Source organism: Mucilaginibacter sp. NFR10 (genome assembly GCF_900100445.1).
Classification (GTDB): Bacteria; Bacteroidota; Bacteroidia; order Sphingobacteriales; family Sphingobacteriaceae; genus Mucilaginibacter; species Mucilaginibacter rubeus.
On record NZ_FMTV01000001.1, the window covers coordinates 1,143,636 to 1,166,763 of the forward strand.

Consider the following 23,128-nt stretch of genomic DNA (forward strand, 5'->3'; position numbering starts at 1 on the left):
TATGATTAGAAATTATCTGAAAATAGCCTGGCGAAATATCGCAAACAACAAAGCTTATACAGCTATCAACGTTTTAGGATTGGCAGCTGGGATGGCTGTTGCCTTGATGATAGCGCTTTGGGTTGCCCATGAATATTCATATGACAGATTTTTGCCCGATGCCAACAGGGTATACCAGGTTCGCCGTAATTTTAATAGTAATGGCGAAACATTAACGTTTAGTTCAACCTCGCTAAAACTGGCAGATGTGTTGAAAACTATGCCCGAAATAGAATATGTAGCACCCACAGATTGGGGGGGCACACATGGGTTAATGGTAGGCGATAAGAAGCTATCTATTGATGGCGTGCAGGCAGGTAGTGATTTCCTGAAAATTTTTCAATACAATTTTTTACAGGGGAGCCGTACCACCGCTTTGAATGATCCATATTCAATTGTATTGACCAAAGCTACTGCTCTCGCTTTATTTGGCGCGGGGAATGTGATCAATAAGGTAGTTAAGGTTGATAATAACTACAATTTAAAAGTTACCGGCGTGATTCAGGATGTACCATTGAATTCGTCGCTTCAATTTAAATATGTTATTCCATTCAGTTTGATGGAGCAACAGCCTTACATGAAAGACGCCCACGATAGCTTTGGTAACAATAGCTTCGAGCTATTTGCAAAGCTAAAACCAGGTGTAACGTACGCACAACTGGCCCCAAAGATCCTTCATATCGAAAAAGGCGAAAAAAATATAAATGCCGAAAACTCTGACGTAATTATGCAGCCGATGGTCGACTGGCATCTATTGTCCGATTATAAAAATGGAGTTGCTGCAGGTGGTTTTATTGATTATGTACGCACCTTTAGTATTGTTGGTGTACTGGTACTACTGATAGCTTGTGTGAATTTCATCAACCTCACAACTGCCCGGTCTGAAAAACGCGCGCGCGAGGTCGGCATCCGTAAAGCTATCGGATCACAACGTCAGCATCTGATATTCCAGTTCTTGACAGAATCTACATTGATCACACTGATCTCCTTTATATGCTCAATGCTTTTTGTTCAAATAGCGCTCGGGCCGTTTAACTCGCTCACCGGTACTACTATTGCCATCCCTTTTAACAGCGCAATTTTTTGGCTGATTGCCATAGGGTGCGTATTACTTACAGCCTTGGTAGCCGGTAGTCGTCCTGCATTTTATCTTTCGTCATTTAATCCGGTTAAGGTATTAAAAGGTACTATTCAGGTTGGCCGCTCAGCATCGTATTCGCGTAAAGTTTTAGTAGTGATGCAGTTTAGCTGTTCAATAGCCTTGATCATAAGCACAGTTGTTATTTACAGGCAAATTCAATATGCAAAAAACCGCCCGGCGGGATACGATATTAATAGGTTAATAGCCACTAATGCCAATGAAGATTTGGGTAAGCACTATTCCGCTTTTAAAAATGAATTATTGCAAAGCGGCGTGATTGAAAGTATCTCCACAGCATCAAGCACCATTACAGATATTAACATGCACAACAACCTTGACCAATGGCCTGGTAAATTTGCCGGCGAAACCGTTGAAATGGGCGTAATAGCTGTAGCTAATGATTATTTCAAGACGGTGGGCATGAAAATGCTTGCCGGCAGGGATTATAATAATGTTGTGTCCGATTCATTGAATATCATTTTTAATGAAGCGGCGGTTAAGCGCCTGCGCCTTAAAGGTGATCCGATAAGCCAGGTAATAACTTATGGAGGTAAGCAGCGCAAGATAATTGGTGTAGTTAAAAACGCGCTGATGTTATCGCCGTTTGCACAGGCCGACCCAACCATGTTTGTGTATAATAATGATCCGCATCAAAACATGATTTACCGCCTCTCGCCCAAAGTGAACCCGCATGATGCTATTGATAAAATTGGGCAGGTGTTTTCAAAATATAGTCCGGCCTATCCCTATACCTATCGTTTTGTAGATGATGATTATAACCGCAAGTTTGGTCAGGAAGTGTTGGTGGGTAAGTTGTCGGGCATATTTGCCGGTTTGGCTATTTTTATATCCTGCCTCGGTCTCTTTGGCTTGGCTGCATATATCGCCGAACAACGCACCAAAGAAATTGGTGTGCGCAAGGTATTGGGTGCAACTGTAAGTCAGCTATGGTTTTTACTGTCGAAGGATTTTGTGCTGCTGGTGCTCATCAGTTGCGTGATAGCATCACCTATAGCATTTTACTTTTTGCAGGGATGGCTACAAAAATATGATTACAGGGTAACCGTAGAGCCAGGTGTGTTTATTATATCGGCAATAGCGGCTATTTTGATCACACTGTTAACTATCAGTTTTCAGGCTATTAAAGCTGCAATTGCTAACCCTGTTAAAAGTTTAAGAAGCGAATGACCTCACCCAACCCTCTCCAAAGGAGAGGGCTCTAAGTGATACTAAATAATATTAATAATTCCTCCCCTTTGGGGAGGTTAGGAGGGGTAAATGATAAAGAATTACTTCAAAACCGCCTGGCGGAATATCCGGAAAAGCAAGGTTTTTTCGGCTATCAACATTTTTGGGTTGGCCGTTGGTATGGCAGCCTGCATCGTAATCACGCTTTTTGTTTATTACGAAAAAAGCTTTGATAACCTGCATACTAAAAATATCTATCGCTTAAACGAGGTGCAAAAGTTTGAGGGAATGGGAGCCACGCAAAAAGTTGCCTTATCTATGTTCCCAATGGGGCCAACACTTAAAGCCGATTTTCCGGAAATAAAAAACTTTACACGTGTTCGCTGGCAGCAAAAGTTTCCGCTCAATAACGGACTTAAACGTGTGTACATGCCACAGGTATTCTTTGTGGATTCGGTTTTTTTGAAAATGTTTGATTTCAAACTGCTAAGGGGCGACAGGGCAACTGCCTTATTAAAACCGCGCAGCGTTTTATTGACGGAAGATGCCGCAAAACGTATGTTTGGCAATGATGACCCGATTGGTAAAACGGTTACCAATTACGGGCAGGATACCATCACCTATTCGGTTACCGGCATATTGGCTAATGTGCCCAAAAACTCGCAATTGCAGTTTGATTGCCTGTTTTCGTTCAGTAGTATTTATAAGAAATGGATGTTTACCAACTGGGGCGGCAACTGGTTAAATACCTATCTTGAACTGGCCCCTGGTACCAACGTAGCGGCGCTTGAAAAGAAGTTTCCAGCCTATCTTCAAAAATATAAAGGTAAAGACGGCCCTAAAAATTATGAGCTATTCTTGTTATCCCTGAAAGATGTTCACGCTAACTCGGCTGATATAGGGCTGGATTATATCAACTATCAAAAATTTGATAAACATATCACCAACCTGTTTACAGTTATAGGGATCATTGTTTTGGTAATAGCCTGTATTAATTTCATTAACCTTTCAACCGCGCGGTCATCGGAGCGGGCAAAAGAAGTTGGCGTACGCAAGTCTATTGGCGCAGGGCGTATTCAGCTGGCCATGCAGTTTTTGGGCGAAACGGTGTTACTTTCCCTGATAGCTTTAGTTTTTGCATGTGTTTTGGTGACCCTTGCCATTCCGTTTATCAATAGTTTGAGCCAGCGCGATATCAGTTTGCCGCTGCATGATAACAAAATGCTTATCGGAGTGGTGTTTATAAGCACAGTGCTTGTCGGTATTATATCCGGTATATATCCTGCACTCTTTCTGTCGTCATTTCAGCCGGTCAAGGTATTAAAAGGGGCTTTAACTTCAGCAGGAGGTAATAAGGTGCCACTGCGTAATATTTTGGTTGTTGGCCAGTTTACGAGTGCTGTAATCTTAATGATAGCTACGGTTTTGGTTATCAGGCAACTTAAGTTTATGCAGAAAAAAGATCCCGGTTTTAATCGCGATCAGATTGTTAATGTTCCTTTGGGTTTGATCCCGCAAAACAAATATGATTTGTTTAAACAGGAGTTGCTTTCCAACTCGATGGTGCAGGGAGTTACTGCATCGCAGGATATTTTGGGTAGCCACCTTGACCAAACAGGTATCTCATTTAAACTTGGTGATTCGCCGTTGCGCCAGCTTACTTCAACATTGCTGGTGGTTGATAATAACTACCTTGATCTGTATAAGATCAAACTGCTGATGGGTAAAAATTTTTCTACCGATACTTCTGCGGTTTGGAAACAATATATCATCAATGAAGCGCTGGCTAAGGAGTTGTTGAAAGATCATAAAGGGAAAAATATGGAATCCTTATTGGGGCAAAGATTTGGTTTTGATTCGTTGGGCGTGATTACCGGAATAGCCAAGGATTTCAATTTCAATTCCCTGCATTATAAAATTGAAACGCTGTTCCTGGTAAATGGTAAAGGGTTTAACCAAATGTCAGTTAAGATCAACGGCGGCAGGGCTAAGGAAGCGGTAGCATTCATCCAGTCAACCTGGAATAAAGAGTTTCCGGGTGTGCCTTTTGAATACCAATTCCTTGATGATCATTTTAAAGAAGTTTACAGCGTTGACAACCAGATAAGTACCGTAGTAAGTATCTTAGCTGGACTTATCATTATCATATCCTGTTTGGGGCTGTTCGGCCTTGCATCTTACTCAGCCGAAAAACGAATCAAAGAAATCGGAGTACGCAAAGTATTGGGGGCATCGGTACAAAACATTGTGATGCTGCTTTCGGGCCATTTTGTAAAACTAGTGTTGATTGCCAATGTCATTGCCTGGCCTATCGCATTTTATGTCATGAGCAAGTGGCTGCAGGACTTTGCCTATCGTATTGATATCAGTTGGTGGATATTTGGTATTGCCGGGCTTACTTCGCTGGTTATTGCCTTTGCAACGGTAAGTTTCCAGGCTATAAAAGCGGCGGTGGCTAACCCGGTTAAAAGTTTAAGGTCAGAATAGATTCGTTCATTGGTTCACTTGTTCATTGGTTCATTAGTGAACACGGGGTAAGTGAGAAAAGATTTTGTAAACATGCAAATACCAATGAACTAATAAACCAGTGAACTAATAAACTAAAAAATGATTAAAAACTATATAAAAACAGCATGGCGTAACCTGGTTATCAACAAGGTTACTTCACTCATAAGTATTGCGGGATTGGCAGTTGGAATAGGCTGCTTTATATTGCTGGCTACCTACCTGTTAAATGAATTACGGTACGATAGATTTCATGTAAAAGCCGATAGGATAGTCCGTGTGGTTTATAATTATAAATCGTCGGATGATGCCGAGGCGAAATCGGTGGCGGTAACGCCAACTGCGCCGGTACCTGTATTTAAACAGCAATTGCAGGAAATTGAGGATGGTGTACGGATTTCATGGTATAATAACCCCGTGCAGTATCAGGATAAACTATTTAATGAAAAGCGGTTCTTTTTAGCCGATGAAGCATTTTTCAGGATCTTCAGTTTTAGGTTTTTGAGGGGGAGTGCAGCTACCGCACTTAAAGACCCCTCAGCCGTGGTGATTACAGCTTCTACCGCAAAAAAATACTTTGGAAATGAGGATGCTATAGGTAAGGTTTTGAAGGTTAATAACAAGCAAAACATGATGGTTACAGGCGTGGTGGAGGATGTGCCTGAGTATTCGCAACTCAAATTTGATATGATTGGTTCGTCTGCAGGTTCGGAACATGCTAAAACACGCAGATGGGATTCGGCTAACGATTATTCTTACCTGCTTTTAAGGCCGGGCGTTAATATAAGTTCAGTTGAGCAAAAAATGAACAACTATGTAGCAGAGATGTTTAAGGATGATTTCAGGCAGGGGCATAAAATGTGGTTCAAACTCGAGCCTTTGACCGATGTCCACCTGAAATCGCAGGCTACATATCCGCTAACACCATCCGGCAATATCAGATACATTTACATTTTAGGAGCAGTTGCCATTATCTTATTGCTGCTGGCTTGTGTCAACTTCCTGAACCTTGTAACAGCCAAAGCTATAGAACGGGGCCACGAAATAGGGGTAAGAAAGGTATTGGGTGCTGCACGTTCGCAACTTTTTACACAATTTATCATCGAATCTGCCATGATCACCCTCGTATCGTTGTTGGGGGGCCTGTTTTTGGCGAATGTGAGCTTTAAATGGTTCAGCGATTTTTCGGGACAGCAGTTGGGCTTTCAAACCTGGAATCCATCATGGCTGATTACGGCCATGGCTGCCTTATTTGTAGCAGTTACTTTTTTGGCCGGCACTTATCCGTCATTATATCTGTCGGCATTTAATCCTATTGTTACTTTGAAGGGGAAGCTTACAAATACCTCAAGTGGTAAGGCTTTACGCAGAACGTTGGTTATATTTCAGTTTGTTGTATCCGTATTCTTCATGATCTGTACGGTTATCGCGGGTAGCCAACTGCGGTATATCCAGCACCTCAATATAGGTATCAATAGGTCGCAGGTGATGGTGATCGATATCGGCGGCAAATCATTAAAAGATATTAAATCATTTAATAACGAGGTAATTCAATTACCGGGAGTGCTTAATGCTACTGCTTCGTATGATTCGCCGGTTGATGTTCATGGTGGGTATAGCATTAACCGGGCAGATGGCAAAAACAGCGACTATAATCTCTCGGTAACTGCCTTGCCGGTAGAAAAGAATTTTTTAAACACGCTTGGTATTAAACTGGTGCAGGGCATTGATTTTACAGATGCCGATGAGAAACGTTCTACGGATGCTGATGAAAATAAGCGCTATTACGGTTTTATTATCAATGAAAAAGCCGCCAAAGCATTGGGCTGGAAAGCAGAAGAAGCAGTAGGCAAACATATTGGTCTTAACGGACGCACCGGTGAAGTAAGGGGCGTTGTGCAAAACTTTAATTTCGCATCTCTTCACCAGGAAATTACACCAATTGTAATGTTTACTGAGGATTATTTTGGTAAAGTGCTTATCAAAACCTCAGGAAATAATATTGACAAAACCGTATCTGCAGTAAAAGAAAAATGGAGCGCTTTTAATCCTGCCACACCTTTTGAATATCATTTTCTTGATCAGGAATTTGATGATATGTACAAAGCCGAGCAGCGCACCGGTTCTATATTAACTGCATTTACTCTGGTTACCATATTTATCTCCTGCCTTGGTTTATTTGGACTGGCAGTATTCTCAACCAGGCAAAGGGTGAAAGAAGTTGGAGTACGTAAAGTTTTGGGTGCAAGCGTTTTCAGTATAGTAAAACTTGTTTCGGGCGATTTTTTGAAACTGGTGATCATATCGGTTATCATAGCGTCGCCTATAGCCTGGTACGCCATGCACCGCTGGCTGCAGGAGTTTGCTTATAAGATCAGCATACAAATATGGGTATTCATAGCTGCAGGTACAGCGGCAATACTTATCGCTTTTATTACCGTGAGTTTGCAATCGCTTAAGGCCGCGCTCGCTAACCCGGTTAAGAGTTTACGCTCGGGAGATTAATTTTTAGGAGAAAGGTAAAAGGCGAAAGCTGAAAGGTTTATTAGCGTTGATGTAATGTTAAATATACCTTTCAGCTTTTTGTTTTACTTAAGCTCTGTAGAACACCGAAGTTTTGGATCCCGCCGCCACTACCTGTTTGCGAAAAAAAATACCTTTAACCTTTCGCCTTTTACCTTTCACCTCAAAAAACACTGTATCATAACCGTACGCATCTTGTTACATAAGCGTACAGTGAAGTTTTGATAGGATGGTTTAATTTATTGATAATTAGTTAGATATAACTTTGGTATGTTATTGATATGTTAATCGCAAAATGATGAGTATTATTGTTTAACTCATTTATTTACTAACAAACTAATTCAATAATTAAAAATGTTATCACTGCAACATATTTCAAAGTATTTCCAGGTAGGGGGCAACAGAAACATCATCCTTAACGATCTGAGCCTTGAGGTTGACGAGGGCGAATTTATTTCGATCATGGGCCCTTCAGGTTCGGGCAAATCAACGCTGCTGAATATCATTGGTATGCTCGACGAACCATCTGACGGTTACCATTATTTTGAAGGTCATGCGGTGCATCAGCTTAAAGAAAAACAACGCTCGGCTTTATACAAGCAATATATTGGTTTCGTTTTCCAGGCTTACCATTTAATTGACGAGCTTACCGTTTATGAAAACATTGAAACCCCACTTATTTACCAGGATTTTAAAAGCGTTGAGCGTAAAGCCATGGTTGCCGATATGCTTGACCGCTTTAACATTGTTGGCAAAAAAGATCTTTTCCCGGCACAGTTATCGGGCGGACAACAGCAGCTTGTGGGGATAGCGCGCGCGCTTATTGCCAAACCAAAATTGTTATTGGCCGATGAACCAACCGGTAACCTCAACTCAAAACAAGGGGAGGAGATTATGGAACTGTTCCGTAAGCTGAATAAGGAAGATGGTGTGACCATTATACAAGTTACCCACTCCGAAAAAAATGCCGAATACGGTTCGCGCATTATCGATCTGCTGGATGGCAGGATCGATTCATCAAGAAAACTCTGAACTCAATAATAAAATGCGATACTATAAATTACTATTTCTCGGTCTTGTTACGTTGTCGTCGGCAAAAGCGTTTGGCCAGTCTGATACATCCCTTTCGTTGCAGAAATGCATCGATATTGCTATAAAAAATAACCTTGATGTAAAGCAAAGCGAATTAAAGGCCCAAAGTGCCCGCATTGATTTTATGCAGGCTAAAGAAAACATGCTGCCAACTTTAAATGCTAATATAAACCACGGTATAAACCAGGGGCGCAATATTAACCCCTTTACAAATACCTATGTAAATCAATCATTAACTTACGGCAACTACAGTCTCGAATCAAACCTTACGCTTTTTGGTGGTTTACAAAACGTAAATGCTATCAAACAAACTTCGCTGGCTTACCAGGCCGGTAAAATGGATTTGCAGCAGGCTAAAGATCTGGTTACTATAAATGTGATTACTGCCTATTTGCTTGTACTGGATAATACGGAGTTGTTGGCACAGGTTAAAAACCAGGTTGATGTTTCGGCAAAGCAGGTTGAAAGGCTAACTGTTTTAGAAAAGGATGGTGCTAATAAATTGCCGTCTGATCTATATGATTTGCAGGGTACACTGGGCGATAACAAGTTGAACGTTGTTGCGGCTAACAGCGCATTGGAAAGTGCCAAACTGAGCTTATTACAAATACTTAATATCCCATATAATAAAAATATTGTATTGCAGCCCATTAACGCACAGGACGTTTCAAATCAAACTGCGCTCACGTCCGATCAGGTTTATGATACAGCGTTACAGCAACTGGCCTTAGTTAAAGCCGCCACGCTTCGCCGTCAAAGTGCCGAAAAAGCAGTCAGCGTAGCTAAAGGGGCTTTGCTGCCAAATGTTTCGTTATATGGCGGTCTGTACACCAATTATTCAAGTGCTGCGCAGACCTCGGTGTTCACCGACTCATCAACCGTAAATACCGGTAACTTTATAAATACGCCAGGTGGTAAGCAACCAGTTTTAACTACGCAGGCCAATTATGTAAATAAAGATATCGGCTACTATGACCAGTTTAAAAATAATTACAGTACACAGTTTGGTGTAAGTCTAAAGATCCCGATCTTAAATTATTTCCAAAATCACAATAAAGTGGCCAAAGCCAAGATCGATTTACTCAATTATAAATACATAGAGGAAAATACTAAAATTAAGCTGAAACAGGATGTTGAACAGGCTTATCTTAACATGACATCGGCCTATAACAGGTATACTGTGCTCCTTGAGCAGGTTAAAGCCTATGCCGAATCATTTCGTACTGCCGAAATACGGTTCAATGCAGGTGTTTTAACTTCCGTAGATTACGTAGTAGCAAAAAATAACCTTGATAAATCAAAGATAAACATGATCAACGCCCGCTATGACTGTTACATTTACAACAAAATACTTGATTATTACCAGGGCAAATTAGCGTTGTAAATGCGACAAGACTAACAAATCCTATACTTTTATTAAAAATTATAAGTTAAATATCCGGTTAAACTTTACTGAATTATCAGTTGGGTTTAGCCGGATATTTCTAATTTAGCAGCGGTTTTGCAAACAATAAGGTTTGCCAAGACTTAATACATCATTCAAACACCTAAAAAAATGAAAAAAGCAATTTTACTTTCCTTATCTATTTTTTTACTGTCAGTTGGCGTTTCAAAAGCCCAGGTTATCCCGAGCTTTTCTTTCGGCCTTAAAGGTGGTTTAAACTATTCAACATTTCCCTCAAACGGAGTTTTTAACAACGATAATAGAGCAGGTTACCAGGCTGGCGCATGGGCACGGATAGGTGGCCTGGGCTTAATTTTTCAACCCGAACTTTATTATACCAATAAAAGCGTAACTGTAAATAATGGAGGTGTTTCAAATAAACAAAGCTTTAAAAGTTTTGATGTTCCATTACTTGTAGGTGCTAAAGTTGGTGCTTTAGGTTTAGGTGGAAGGTTTTATGGAGGGCCGGTGCTTTCATTTACAACCGGAAGAGATAGGGATGCATTTAACGATGCAACAGCGTTAAGGTATAAAGATGCGAACTACGCAATACAGGTGGGGGCAGGTGTTGATATCAGTAGCCTGTCTATCGATCTTCGTTACGAAGGTGGTTTAAATAAAATAGCTTATGGCAACGATAATTCACACACGCGTGTTAGCTTGTTCAGCCTTGCCGTTGCTTATAAATTGTTCTCATTATAATCTCCCAGTCCCTCAAAAATACTGAAAGACCTGCCGGTAACGGCGGGTCTTTTTTCGTTGGATCGGAGTGTAAACTTTCCTATTATTCAAGTCACGCAATCGATTGTATATTTAGTATTATATTTTAGCTTTTATTTGATAGAATAGTATTATGCTTATTGTACAATGTACACCTATATTTAGGTGCCATTTATGCGTTAGTTATCTGTTTAAACGCAGGTTTCGGACATTTCCTAAAATTCGGGGCAGATGAAAAAATACCTTTCAATCTCATTTTACAAAGTTTTGTTTGCGCTATCGCTGATAGCGAACAATGCTGCTGCTCAAACGGATACAACTTCGAGGCTTATCCGCCTCAATCAAATTGGCTTTTACCCCGGTGCCATTAAAAAGGCCATTGTTTTAAGTGACAGAGGGGGCGACTTTTTTATCCAAACCATTCAAAAGCAAACAGTATTTACCGGTAAGCTTAAACCATCGCTTAAACCAAACTTTGCCGGTCATATTGTTCAATTGGCCGACTTTAGTACATTCGGCAAGCCTGGCAGGTATGTACTTTATGTCCCCTTTGCAGGTTATTCTTATCCCTTTGAAGTTAAGGCTTCGGTTCATAAAGCGGTGGCCGTTGCTGCTATCAAAGCCTATTATTTTATGCGCTCAGGCACACATTTACCCGAAAAGTATGCCGGCAAATGGCACCGGGCCGAAGGTCATCCCGATACTGTTGTACTGATCCATCCATCTGCCGAAAGTGAAGGGCGGAAGGCTGGCTCAATAATCTCATCACCGCGCGGTTGGTATGATGCCGGCGATTATAACAAGTATATTGTGAACAGTGGTATTACAACAAGTACGTTGCTTTCTTTATATGAGGATTTTCCCGCTTACATGAAAACAGTTAACCTTAATATCCCCGAAAGCAGCAACAAAATTCCGGATGTTTTGGATGAGGTGCTTTGGAACCTGCGTTGGATGCTGACTATGCAGGATCCCGCCGATGGCGGCGTATACCATAAGCTTACCAATGCTGCTTTTGATAAGTTTGAAATGCCCGATAAAGACACATCGCCACGTTATGTGGTACAAAAAGGTACTGCGGCCACGCTTGATTTTGCCGCTGTTATGGCGCAAGCTTCCCGCGTTTTTAAACAGTATCCTAACGAGCTACCGGGCTTAGCCGATTCATGTATCAATGCTGCTCAAAAAGCCTGGAGTTGGGCTGGTAAAAATCCGATGGTCGCCTACCGGCAGGATGAAATGAACCAAAAGTTTGAACTGAAGATCACTACAGGCGGTTATGGCGATAATAACTTTACCGACGAGTTTATCTGGGCGGCATCCGAGCTGACAGTCAGCACCGGTGAGGTTGACTATCTTAAAAATATTAATCTTTTGCCTGATAGCCGGATGCCGGTAGCTACATGGTCGCAGGTTAGGCTGTTGGGGTATTATACGCTGATCAAAAATTATATAACAGGGAAAACCGTCCCCGCGTTACCGGAAATAAGGAAGCGGCTTATCAACACGGCCGATGATATGATTAATGGGGTTGATTCAAACGCTTATCAGACAGTGATGACTAAATCCGCCAGGCATTTTGGCTGGGGCAGCACATCCGAGGCCGCAAACGAGGGAGTTCTGCTTATCCAGGCTTACAAGTTATCGGGCGATAAAAAATACCTGGATTATGCTTTAGCAAATCTTGACTACCTGCTTGGCCGTAACGGCACGGGTTATTCCTTTGTAACAGGGTATGGTACTAAAACGCCAATGCATCCGCACCACAGGCCTTCTGCAACTGACGGTATAGTTGACCCAATACCAGGCCTGCTTGTTGGCGGCCCCAATCCTGGTATGCAGGATGGTGTCAAAGTGCCGTCAAAAGTGCCCGATGAGGCTTATATTGATGATGAGCACGCTTACGCCGCCAATGAAATAGCCATAAACTGGAATGCGCCGCTGGCTTATCTGGCTAATGCGTTAGAGGCTTTGCAACAAAAGTTAGCAAGCCAACCTTAGAGATAATGAAACATTAGCCCATATCTGTAAAAAGAAAGCGCTTCCAGAATTAAATAGAAGCGCTTTTGTTTTTTAAGAACTTACGAGGTCTCTAAAACTTCGTAAGTTTGAATTTATCGTTACTTCACCACCTCAACCCATTGTCCTTTCAATAAGCTGCTGATTTGGTTATTATACATCGCCTCGCAATAAATAGCCGGTAAATAATATTTACCGGTGTATGCTGCATTAAGCATTACATAATAGGTTGATTCCTGCCCTTCGTATAAACTGAAATATGTGTTCACCCTGTCATCACGGATGTCGCGGTAATCAGATGGTGATGATTTAAACGCTTCGTCGCCAAGCAGCCGGGTATTCAGGATCTCCCAGCCCGACGGAAAAATCTGGGTGAGGGCCAGGTTATCGTACCTGCCGCGTTTACCGGGGTTTTTGATGTTTACCTGTGCTACAAAATCGGTCCCTTGTTTTAATGATGATGGGTCAATAGGCTTACCTTTAAGCGAAAAATAACCGACACGCATCTGTAATACATCCAGGTTAAGGATTGATTTGGTATCCTGCCCTGATGATGGCTGTCCTTTTTGTATCAGCCTAATGTACAGTTTATTATTGCTGTTATTCTTAAGGTATACTTTACCGCCATTGCCGGCCAGCGCCCCTTGCCATAAATATGAACTTGTACTAATGGTGGCTTTGGCGCTTCCTGCTGCATAGTTAAATTCAAGTTTGCCTGCAGGTTTGTTTTGCCCGTAAAACTGGGCCAATGCTATCAGCGAGTATGCTGTAGTTTGGGTGCTGTACCAATCATCCTGTGACAAACGCGCAGCAACGGTGTGCACCAATCCGGCCACTTTTTGTTTTTGGCCTAACAGGGTAAGGGTTTCCAGTATCATTGCCTCATCCCTTAAATCAGATCCATAAGTGCCATAAAGACTATTGTATGGTTTAACGGTAGTTGATAATCTCGCAATCATTCTTAAACCAACTTCGGGCTGTCCTGCAAGCTTATAAGCCGCTGCAAGTCGCCAGGCCGCTGCATCACTCAGCAACGCAAACTCACGCAGTCGGTTCATTGCGCCCATTTCGGGCGAGCGGGCCAGTGCCAGCAGATATAAGCGGTAGGCTTGGGTAAGGTCATCCTCGTAATAATATGGTTGCTTGCGTGGCGCCCAGCTAAGGGCCTTTTCTTTCTGGTATTTCTTCCAGCGGTCAATAAAGCTTATCGGCATGCTGAAGCCTTTTGCCTGTGCCGCTAACATGAAATGCCCCGCATAATTGGTTCCCCACTCATCGGCTTCGCCGCCGTAAGGCCAGTAGCTTAAACCACCACCCTGTACCTGGAAGCCATTGAGCCTGTTAATGGTGGATTTAATATTCCGGTCGGTTTCGGCCCTTTGTTTTGGCGAAAGATCAAGCAATTGGTTCAGGTATAATTGCGGGAATGCCGAAGACGTAGTTTGCTCAACACAACCGTGTGGGTATTCAATCAAATAATCCAATCGTTTGGAAAGGTTTAACGGTGGGATGTAAGCAACCTCGAGTGTGGCTTTGTTGGTGCCGTTGATGCCAACAGGCTGATAATCGGTATTCCATACTTCGCCCGGCGCAAGTTCTTTCTGAATAATTCGGGTAACCGACGGATTAGGGTTGTGTACATTAAGTTCAACATCATAGGCCGCTGTTTCTGAACCGCTTTTGGCAATTATTTTTACTTTACCTACGCCGACAAAATCTTTAACGTTCAAATCAAAGGTTACCATTTGGTCGCCCGGCTTGTCAAAAGTGAGGGTCTTCTGATTATTACCATTCAAATTACTGAAGGCATTACTTTGCACCTGCAGGTTAACGGATTTAATATTGTTTTCCATTGCAAATACAGTAACCGGCAGTTGAATACTTTCGGAAGGGCCAAGTACACGCGGCAGGGTAGCCAGGATCATCAAAGGCTTTTTCACGGCTACAGCTTTTTCGGCAATGCCATAAGCTCCATTGTGGCCTGCTACTATCATAGCCTTAACAGAACCCACGTATTGCGGCAATATAAAGCGCTGTGTTTGCTTTTCGCCGGCATTGAGGTGGAAAGGCCCAAGAAATTTCACAACGGGTTTAAAGCGGTTTACAGATACGTTTTTGTTGTTGCCAAGGTTTCCGTCACCACCGATGCTTAAAATCCGTTCCAGTCCGCCGCCAAACACGCCTATTACATAGTCGAACAGGTCCCAGGTTTTTACGCCTAATGCTTCGTGTGCGTAAAAAGTATCATGCGGATCGGGCAGTTTATAGTTGGTGATATCTAACAATCCTTCATCAACAATAGCGATGGTGTAGGTCATTTCCTTGCCCGATGCCTCTGATACGGTGATGGCCGATTGTGTTTCGGGCCTGATCTTATCAGGCATGCTGATGATTGGTTTCAGGATAGTTTCGGGGTTTTCGACCTGCAGCGGAATAACGCCGTACATGCGGATGGGCAGGTCATTAACCGTTTGCGAATGTTTTTGCAGCAGGGTAACATTCACAAACACGTTTGGTGCCATTGTTTCATCAACGGTAAAGGTATAACGGGTTTGGCCTTTCTTAGTATCTATCCAGGCTGTTTTTAAAACTTTACTGCCATTTTCAAAACTGATCAACGCACGCCCCGCCTCACCGGTAGGAATGGTCAAAGTAGCCTCATCGCCAACCTTATAAGTCGGTTTATCTGAAGTGAAAGATAACATCGCTGCCTCGGTAGGATTGGTTGATTGTAACCGTTCCGACCAGTTTGGCCAATCCACATAAATGATCTTACCTGTTGAATGGCCTGTTTGTTCGTCTTTAACTTTAATGAGGTAGCGGCCCCAGTCGGCTTTGTTGATATGCAGCTTCCATTTCCCTGCGCCACCGGTAAGCCTTACGGTTTCAGTTTTAATAAGTTTATTATACTTATCCTGGGTAAAGTTGCTCATTTCATTGCCGGTTTGATCCCACCACCAACGCCATTGCACTTTATATAGTTCAACCTGCACATCACGGCTGCCCGGTAACGCGTTTCCATTCACATCAACATCGGCTATATCAATTAAATGGTCTTTATCGGTAACCAACATACCTGATAGGTCGCTGCCTTCCGGCGTTTTAATACCCACGTAGCCGGGATAAACGTTGTAAGGCATGCTAACCTGGTTTATACTGAAGTTGCCGCCCGGTTCAAATACTTTAACCAAGAAGTTTGCACGAAGCTGTCCGGGAGCTTGTTTTTCTACATTAACATTAGCATCAACGTCGGCTGTACCTGTTTCGCTTAGCTTGCCGTCAAAAACGGTTTGCACCTGGGTATTGAAGGCCAGTGTAGGATCATCAAAAACATAATCTTTATATTTTTTGAAGCTGGTGTTTTGCGCCGATAAATAAGCATCAACCTTAGCCTTTAGGTTTTGGGCCGCGCCACCGAAGAGCCATTGGGCACTTAACTTACCGTTGGCATTGTTCCCTTTGGTTAATTCTGCTGCTCCGCCGAATGATAAACTAAGTTTAAGCCTGTTGGGCATGATGGTTTCAACCTTTATTTTTTTCTCAAACGTGGCACCGCCTACTTTAACCTTAGCTATCCAATTACCGGTAGGGGACGAGGTTTCGGTTGCGGTATGGAAACTGTAAAACCCATCTAAACTTTTGGTTTTGGCAATACGCCTGTATAGCTTATCACTTGGGTCATACAACTCAAACTCTACAGGATGATCCGCAGGGATGGTTTTTAGTTTATCTTCGAGGATAAAGGAGGTATAAATAGAATCCCCCGGGCGCCAGACGCCGCGTTCGCCATAAATAAACCCTTTTAAGCCGTTTTGTATTTCCTCACCGCCAACGTTAAATCTCGACAGGGGCAAAGAGCTGCCATCGTCCAGTTTTAGATAACCGCGCTGCACGCCTTTTTTGGCTACTAAAAGGTATGGTTTCCTTTTCAGATCGAACTTAACCAAACCATCGCTACCGGTTGTGTTTTTGTAGATCACCTGTTTCTGATAGTCGAGCAGTTCGATATCTACATTGTTCATCGGCTCAGCACTCAGGATATCGGTAACAGCTACCAGCATACTGTTATCGTTGCCCCGTTTGGCGATAAGCCCGATGTTTGATGCAATGATATTGCGCGTAGCCCAACGCTGTTTGCTATAGTACGAATCGGTGCAGGCGTCGTCACGTTCCTGCCAGTTATAGCCTTCCGGATAGTAATTGTCATAGCGTTTCCAAAAGTCGTCATCCTCGTCATTCACTTTCGATGTATTGTCGCCGTATTCACCACCGTAGTAGCCACCGTCTTCATCATCACCATCATTATCTTTTTGAACCTTGCCGCTATTGACCTTACAATTGAATAACGAATATGACCGCCTGAAGCCAATAACCACACGATAGATAGCACCTGGTTCAGTGCGGATCATTTGGTCAAGATCGAGCATAAAGCGGTTCTTCTTGTGCAGGTTAAGGCCTTTGTCAGTATCTAACCGAATAGTTTTTTGTGCTATAGGTTTGCCAACCTGCCTTAGTTCGGCGCTGCCATCAAAGCCGTTGCTTTGGAAATATTGAGGTACGTTGTTTTCGTAGATCTTGATGATGGTGACATCAACCGCGTTCAGGTTAATTGCTTCAAACGGCATCATAATGCGGCCCGAATCGGGGAGGATCACACCCTTGCCGGGGATAGTAACTGCAGGCAAACGATTTTCAAAGAATAAATTAGCGGTATAACCCTTCGTGATCCTTTTAAGGAGCGTGTTTTTAATGCCTTCGTTCACAGATATGGTGTAATCCCCCTGCAAACGATCAGGTGCGTAAACTTTGACCAGGCTGCCATCTATGCTATAAGCAGGATCAGTTATATTATTGATTGTGATAAGCCCGTTAAGCTCCTGGCCAACCAAAATATTATCCGAAAATTGTACTTCAACATACTGATCATTGTCCTGCACAGCGCGGATATTCAGTACCTTAAAATCGCCAATGGCGGGCACTTCAAAATTCTGGTTACCTTTTTTATCTACTCCAATGCTGCTGCCATCCCATTTAATAGTAAGTGGATTGGCTTTGCCTGCAATACGGGTTAAGCCGGCTATGGTAAAATGATGGTTTTTGTGGGCAGCGTCATGCTCCCAGTTTATTTTTACCGGAGATGCGTAGTTGGGTGTGAGGATCTTATCAACAGCCGATGGATCTTCTGCATCGGCTGTTTGAACATCGCCAGTCAGTTTCATTTCGGTGTTTGAAGTGCTGCTTGCAGTTTGCATGCCAACAAATGAAACCGTAAAATCGGGCTGAATAACCTGGAAATTAAATTTAAAGTGCTCAAAATGATCCGACACTTCAATAAGCTTGCCCAATTTAAAATCGGCAGTATAGTTTTTACCGGGGTCGAGCTTTTCATCGGGCCTGAACTCGATGGTTCGTGCATCCGTCCAAATAGCCTTTCCTTTTATAGCCGGTGAAAAGTTGAAAAGATCTTCGGTTATTTCCTCATTTTGTTGGTGCGTTACCTGCACGTCATTGGCCAGCCTGATACGAATGGGGCTCTGTTTGGAAATAACACCAGTTGTATACGACTCGATATACTTGCTGAAAGCAGGATCAACTATTGTTTTTTTATGGCCATGAGCTACCAGGTATACGATGAGTAATGCAAGAGCAATGGTAGTGACAACAGTGATTAAGGTTCGGCGTTTGCGGAATTGATTGTATCCGTTTTCCATGAATAGGTTTATTTATTATCAGGTAAATTATGAAATTTATGACAATAAATAATTTAAAGCGAAAATTATTTTATCATAACCCCGGGCTTATTTAAAACCGGGATCTTGATAAAATTCATCTCCACAATACTTTCAGGAAGGAATATAAATTTCTTGTCGAAAATGTCTTTGCCTATATAATAGCTGAGCCAATATTCGTTATTAAGGCCGAAGGTTTGCTCATCAATAGGCTCTATAAGCTTATATGCTTTGCTGTCAACAACAGGGATCATATGCCTCAGGGTGGAGGTTTTTACCTGTTCACCGTCCTTTTCCCCATAGCCTTTTGAGGTTATGAGCACGTTTTCGATCGGCTCGTTTTTAAGGTTAATGAGATATACATACCATACCTTACTTTCCACGCTCTCGCTCTCTAATGCTACCGCGATAGCAATATCCTTTACATTATTTTCGGGCAGGTCTTTTTTCATTCTTTTGGTTGATTGGGTTAATTAGGCTGATTAGGTGAGTGGTTTAGTAAAGATGCGATTAGAACCATTTCCCTAATCAACCCAATTAACTATTCACTACTTCTTCTTAGTTGCCGCCTTTTTCTTGGCCGGTGCTTTAGTTGCAGTAGGTTTAGCTGAGGCAGCAGCTTTACCAAAGCGGCCTTTTTTTGCATCCTTCGGTGTTGCATCGGCGAGTGCCTTGCATTCCTCGTAGGTCAGGGTCAAAGGATCTTTATCTTTAGGGATCTTAACGTTCAGTTTGCCGAATTCAATATAGGGCCCCCACCGGCCGTTCAATACTTTTACATCCGGATCTTCATCAAAAGCTTTGATTAACTTTTCAGCATCTTTTTTTCGCTTAAGGTTAATGAGCTCAATGGCTTGTTCCTCGGTAACATCATGCGGGTCGATCTCTTTAGGTAAAGATACAAAAGCGCTGTTGTGGCTGATGTAAGGCCCGAAACGGCCGATGGCCACTTTCATTACCTTGCCTTCATACTCGCCCACAACTTTGGGAAGCTTGAATAGCTCAAGTGCTTCTTCAAGGCTGATGGTCTCGATACTCTGTCCGCTCCGAAGACTTGCATAGAGGGGTTTCTCTTCGTTTTCGTCTGTAGCGCTCTCTCCAACCTGTACAAATGGCCCGAAACGGCCTATCCGAACAGAGACTTTTTTTCCGCTTTCCGGGTGGATGCCTAATTCGCGTTCGCCGGTTGCTTTGTCGGCCTTTTCGATGGTGCTTTCAACTTCTTTATGGAATGGATTATAAAAATCATGGAGCATTGCAGTCCACTCTTTCATTCCTTGCGCTATCTCGTCAAATTGTTTTTCAACGCTGGCGGTAAAGTTAAAATCAACAATATCCTTGAAGTATTGTACCAGGAAGTCGTTAACAACTGCACCAATATCAGTAGGGAACAGTTTGCCACGTTCGGCTCCGGTGTTCTCTGTTTTTTCCTCTTTGGTGATGCTGCCCGCCTTCAATGTTAACACCCGGAAATTACGCTGTTTACCTTCGCGTTCTTCCTTAACCACATAACCACGGTTTTGAATGGTGGAGATAGTTGGAGCGTAGGTTGACGGACGCCCGATACCAAGCTCTTCCAACTTTTTCACTAAGCTTGCCTCAGTGTAGCGTGCCGCCGGACGTGAAAAACGCTCTGTAGCCGACATTTCCTGTAATGCTAAGCGCTGACCCTTGGCTAAAGGAGGCAGTATGGCATTTTCACCGTCCTGTTGTGGTTCGTCTTCCTCATCTTTCGATTCGAGGTAAACTTTCAGGAAGCCATCAAATTTCATTACCTCGCCGTTTGCCACTAAATCTTCATTACGGGTTGAGATGCTGATTTTTGCTGTGGTTTTCTCAAACTGGGCTTCGCTCATTTGCGAGGCGATGGCGCGTTTCCAGATTAGTTCATATAAGCGCTTTTCTGCCGATTCACCATCGATAGAATGATTATTGAAATATGTTGGCCTGATCGCTTCGTGCGCTTCCTGTGCACTGGCATTTTTGGTTTTATATCTTCTTTGCTGATGGTATTTTTCGCCATAAGCCGATACGATTTCGCTTGCAGCCGAATTTAAAGCCAGTTCAGACAGGTTTACCGAATCGGTACGCATGTAGGTAATGTAACCAGATTCGTATAGCCTTTGTGCAACCTGCATAGTCCGCGCTACTGAGTAACCAAGTTTACGGCTTGCTTCCTGTTGAAGGGTAGAGGTAGTAAACGGCGCAGCTGGCGAACGCTTTGTTGGGCGGGTATCTAACGATTTTACATCGAAATCGGCCGCAATACAATCCTGTAAAAACTTTTCAGCATCTTCCTGTTTAGCAAAACGCTCAGGAAGTTCCGCCTTGAAAGCTTCTTTGCCTTTACCAAATATGGCTACAATTTTAAATGAAGCTTCTGATTTAAATTTATTGATCTCACGCTCACGATCTACGATAAGCCTTACTGCAACTGATTGTACACGACCGGCCGAAAGTGATGGTTTTACCTTCTTCCACAAAACAGGGGAGAGCTCAAAACCTACCAACCTGTCTAAAACACGGCGTGCCTGTTGAGCGTTAACAAGGTTATAGTCGATTTTACGTGGTGTATCTATTGCTTTTAAAATGGCCGGCTTAGTGATCTCATGAAAAACGATACGCTTGGTATGTGTGTCCTTCAGATCCAATGTTTCAAATAAGTGCCAGGAAATGGCCTCACCCTCGCGGTCCTCGTCCGATGCGAGCCAAACCATTTCGGCTTCCTTAGCTAACTTCTTTAATTCGCTAACTACCTGCTTTTTATCTGCAGGCACCTCGTATTTTTGTTTAAAGTTATTAGCTATATCAATTGCATCTTCCGACTTAACCAGATCACGGATATGCCCATAGCTGGACTTTACAGTAAAGTCCTTTCCAAGGTAACCCTCAATGGTCTTAGCTTTCGCAGGTGATTCAACTATCAGTAAGTTTTTGGCCATTTAATCAGTTTTAGTTTTTGCAAATAAAACATAAAGTAAGCGAAACACCAATTAGTTTTTAGTAAAAGGTGTAAAAGTTGGAGGCGAATTATGTTTTAAGTTGAGATTTTTACGCGAAAATGCCTGTGAAAATTATATTCTTGCAAAATAACTAAACTGATTTTAGCAAAATGATAACGAGCCGCTAAGGCGGTTCATGTTGTTAAGTTCAAAAGATTGCAGTAAAAGCGCTCTTTACATCAGGAAACCGCCGCCAACAAGGTCATCCCCTTCATAAAATACAGCTGATTGGCCCGGCGCTATGCCTGATACATTATGATGAAAATCAACTTTCATATGTTCGCCCATTTGAAGAATGGTGCTTTGCGCTCCGGCATCTTTATAACGGATTTTGGTAATAGCTTCGAGCGGCTCATTTATATTTTCATATTTAATGAGGTTGAGGTTTTTTACCCAGGCTTGTTTGCGTTCAAGCTCGTCGGCGGTGCCTAAAACAACTGTGTTGGTAGCCGGATCGATTTTTGTAACAAACATAGGATGACCTAATGCCACGCCCAAGCCTTTACGCTGGCCAATGGTATAAAAAGGATAACCCTGGTGTTTGCCTACTACGGTGCCGTTGGTAAGTACAAAATTACCCGGACCTATGCGCTCGTCAAGGTCTTCTACTTTATGGCGCAGAAACGAGCGGTAGTCATTATCGGGTACAAAACAGATCTCGTAGCTTTCACTTTTACCGGCAAGCTCTATTTGCCCCATATCAAGCGCCATTTGCCTGATCTCGGGCTTTGAAAAACTACCCAACGGGAATTTAGTACGTGCAAGATTTTTTTGAGACACCCCCCACAATACGTACGATTGATCTTTATTGGTATCCTTACCTTTTGATATCACGTAACGGCCGTTATCCTGCAAACGGATATTGGCATAGTGACCGGTAGCAATAAATTCACAGTCGAGCTTATCAGCACGTTTTAGCAATGCTTCCCATTTAATATGGGTATTGCACAAAACGCATGGGTTAGGGGTGCGACCGGCTAAATATTCATCAACAAAGTTATCGATCACAAAATCGCCAAACTCATTACGGATATCTAATATATAATGAGGGAAACCGTAACCAACGGCAAGGGCACGCGCATCATTGATGCTATCTAAACTACAACAGCCGGTTTCTTTTGAGCTGCCGCCCGATGAGGCATAGTCCCAGGTTTTCATGGTTAAACCAATAACTTCATAGCCCTGTTCATGCAGCATCACTGCCGCCACCGAACTATCAACCCCGCCGCTCATTGCCACTAATATCCTGCCATGCTTACTCATAATGCTGCAAAGATACCTATTTGATTTTTATGTTAACACAAGCTTGGTCAGTATAGGGTAAAATGTGTTGAGATAACTATTGCTTTGTATTAATTAATAGTTAATTAATGCTGTATTACAGTATTTTATATAGATTATATTAAGCAAAAGTGATGATCATATTCAAAACAAATTCGGGATAAATACTGCTCATAAATCCTGATTGCGTCGTCTTTAGTTTTATTGTTTCTTTAATATAAGTTAAAATACCCCAATAGCTATTTCCTTAACATACTATTAATATTGTATAATAATTGATAAAATTTAATCTACTTAGTGTAAAAAGGGCTGATTAAAAAAAGGAATTAAACGCGCGCTCCGGGAGTTCATTTCGTTGTAAAAAGTGTGTTTGTAACAGGTGTAGGTGATACACTAATTTCAACATTAAAAGACATTTGTTGCTAAAATTTTAAATAATAAATGT

Annotated in this window: 11 protein-coding genes; 7 read left to right on the forward strand and 4 right to left on the reverse strand. The window is 42.4% G+C overall.

Features of this window, described 5'->3' with window-relative positions; all coding sequences use genetic code 11:
- The first annotated feature begins 1 nt into the window (after nucleotide 1).
- The 7 genes from BLP33_RS04750 (at nucleotide 2) to BLP33_RS04785 (ending at nucleotide 12,653) form a co-directional block, all read left to right on the forward strand.
- The gene (locus tag BLP33_RS04750) at nucleotides 2-2,368 is read left to right on the forward strand and encodes an ABC transporter permease (protein ID WP_090525372.1); all 2,367 of its coding nucleotides are present in this window, start codon (nucleotides 2-4) and stop codon (nucleotides 2,366-2,368) included.
- A 90-nt stretch (nucleotides 2,369-2,458) separates the two neighbouring features.
- Nucleotides 2,459-4,855, forward strand: coding sequence for an ABC transporter permease (locus tag BLP33_RS04755; RefSeq protein ID WP_090525374.1), 2,397 nt, complete (start codon nucleotides 2,459-2,461; stop codon nucleotides 4,853-4,855).
- A gap of 120 nt (nucleotides 4,856-4,975) precedes the next feature.
- Complete coding sequence (locus tag BLP33_RS04760; RefSeq protein WP_090525376.1) at nucleotides 4,976-7,378, forward strand: ABC transporter permease; 2,403 nt, start codon at nucleotides 4,976-4,978, stop codon at nucleotides 7,376-7,378.
- A 372-nt stretch (nucleotides 7,379-7,750) separates the two neighbouring features.
- Nucleotides 7,751-8,428, forward strand: coding sequence for an ABC transporter ATP-binding protein (locus BLP33_RS04770; RefSeq protein WP_090525379.1), 678 nt, complete (start codon nucleotides 7,751-7,753; stop codon nucleotides 8,426-8,428).
- A 13-nt stretch (nucleotides 8,429-8,441) separates the two neighbouring features.
- The gene (locus BLP33_RS04775) at nucleotides 8,442-9,872 is read left to right on the forward strand and encodes a TolC family protein (protein WP_090526210.1); all 1,431 of its coding nucleotides are present in this window, start codon (nucleotides 8,442-8,444) and stop codon (nucleotides 9,870-9,872) included.
- Between the two features lie 171 nt (nucleotides 9,873-10,043).
- Nucleotides 10,044-10,634: a porin family protein gene (locus tag BLP33_RS04780; RefSeq protein WP_090525381.1), complete on the forward strand. Its 591-nt coding sequence runs from the start codon at nucleotides 10,044-10,046 to the stop codon at nucleotides 10,632-10,634.
- 249 nt (nucleotides 10,635-10,883) lie between these two features.
- Nucleotides 10,884-12,653, forward strand: a complete 1,770-nt coding sequence (locus BLP33_RS04785) for a glycoside hydrolase family 9 protein (RefSeq protein ID WP_090525383.1) — start codon at nucleotides 10,884-10,886, stop codon at nucleotides 12,651-12,653.
- A 119-nt stretch (nucleotides 12,654-12,772) separates the two neighbouring features.
- Here BLP33_RS04785 and BLP33_RS04790 read toward each other — a convergent pair whose 3' ends face one another.
- The 4 genes from BLP33_RS04790 to mnmA all read right to left on the reverse strand — a co-directional run bounded on the left by BLP33_RS04790 (nucleotide 12,773) and on the right by mnmA (nucleotide 22,665).
- Nucleotides 12,773-18,382, reverse strand: coding sequence for an alpha-2-macroglobulin family protein (locus BLP33_RS04790; RefSeq protein ID WP_090525385.1), 5,610 nt, complete (start codon nucleotides 18,380-18,382; stop codon nucleotides 12,773-12,775).
- Nucleotides 18,383-18,447: 65 nt separating this feature from the next.
- Entirely contained in the window at nucleotides 18,448-18,852 is a 405-nt protein-coding gene (locus BLP33_RS04795) for a hypothetical protein (protein WP_090525388.1), read from the reverse strand.
- Nucleotides 18,853-18,948: 96 nt separating this feature from the next.
- Nucleotides 18,949-21,342 (reverse strand): type I DNA topoisomerase, encoded by a 2,394-nt coding sequence (topA, locus tag BLP33_RS04800; protein WP_090525390.1) that lies wholly within the window; start codon nucleotides 21,340-21,342, stop codon nucleotides 18,949-18,951.
- Nucleotides 21,343-21,576: 234 nt separating this feature from the next.
- Entirely contained in the window at nucleotides 21,577-22,665 is a 1,089-nt protein-coding gene (gene mnmA, locus BLP33_RS04805; protein WP_090525391.1) for a tRNA 2-thiouridine(34) synthase MnmA, read from the reverse strand.
- Between the last annotated feature and the right edge of the window lie 463 nt (nucleotides 22,666-23,128).

Bases quoted from the DNA above. Each gene is read 5' to 3' on its own strand.
- BLP33_RS04750 (WP_090525372.1), top strand. From the start codon at position 2: ATGATTAGAAATTATCTGAAAATAGCCTGGCGAAATATCGCAAACAAC.
- BLP33_RS04755 (WP_090525374.1), top strand. From the start codon at position 2,459: ATGATAAAGAATTACTTCAAAACCGCCTGGCGGAATATCCGGAAAAGC.
- BLP33_RS04760 (WP_090525376.1), top strand. From the start codon at position 4,976: ATGATTAAAAACTATATAAAAACAGCATGGCGTAACCTGGTTATCAAC.
- BLP33_RS04770 (WP_090525379.1), top strand. From the start codon at position 7,751: ATGTTATCACTGCAACATATTTCAAAGTATTTCCAGGTAGGGGGCAAC.
- BLP33_RS04775 (WP_090526210.1), top strand. From the start codon at position 8,442: ATGCGATACTATAAATTACTATTTCTCGGTCTTGTTACGTTGTCGTCG.
- BLP33_RS04780 (WP_090525381.1), top strand. From the start codon at position 10,044: ATGAAAAAAGCAATTTTACTTTCCTTATCTATTTTTTTACTGTCAGTT.
- BLP33_RS04785 (WP_090525383.1), top strand. From the start codon at position 10,884: ATGAAAAAATACCTTTCAATCTCATTTTACAAAGTTTTGTTTGCGCTA.
- BLP33_RS04790 (WP_090525385.1), bottom strand. From the start codon at position 18,382: ATGGAAAACGGATACAATCAATTCCGCAAACGCCGAACCTTAATCACT.
- BLP33_RS04795 (WP_090525388.1), bottom strand. From the start codon at position 18,852: ATGAAAAAAGACCTGCCCGAAAATAATGTAAAGGATATTGCTATCGCG.
- topA (WP_090525390.1), bottom strand. From the start codon at position 21,342: ATGGCCAAAAACTTACTGATAGTTGAATCACCTGCGAAAGCTAAGACC.
- mnmA (WP_090525391.1), bottom strand. From the start codon at position 22,665: ATGAGTAAGCATGGCAGGATATTAGTGGCAATGAGCGGCGGGGTTGAT.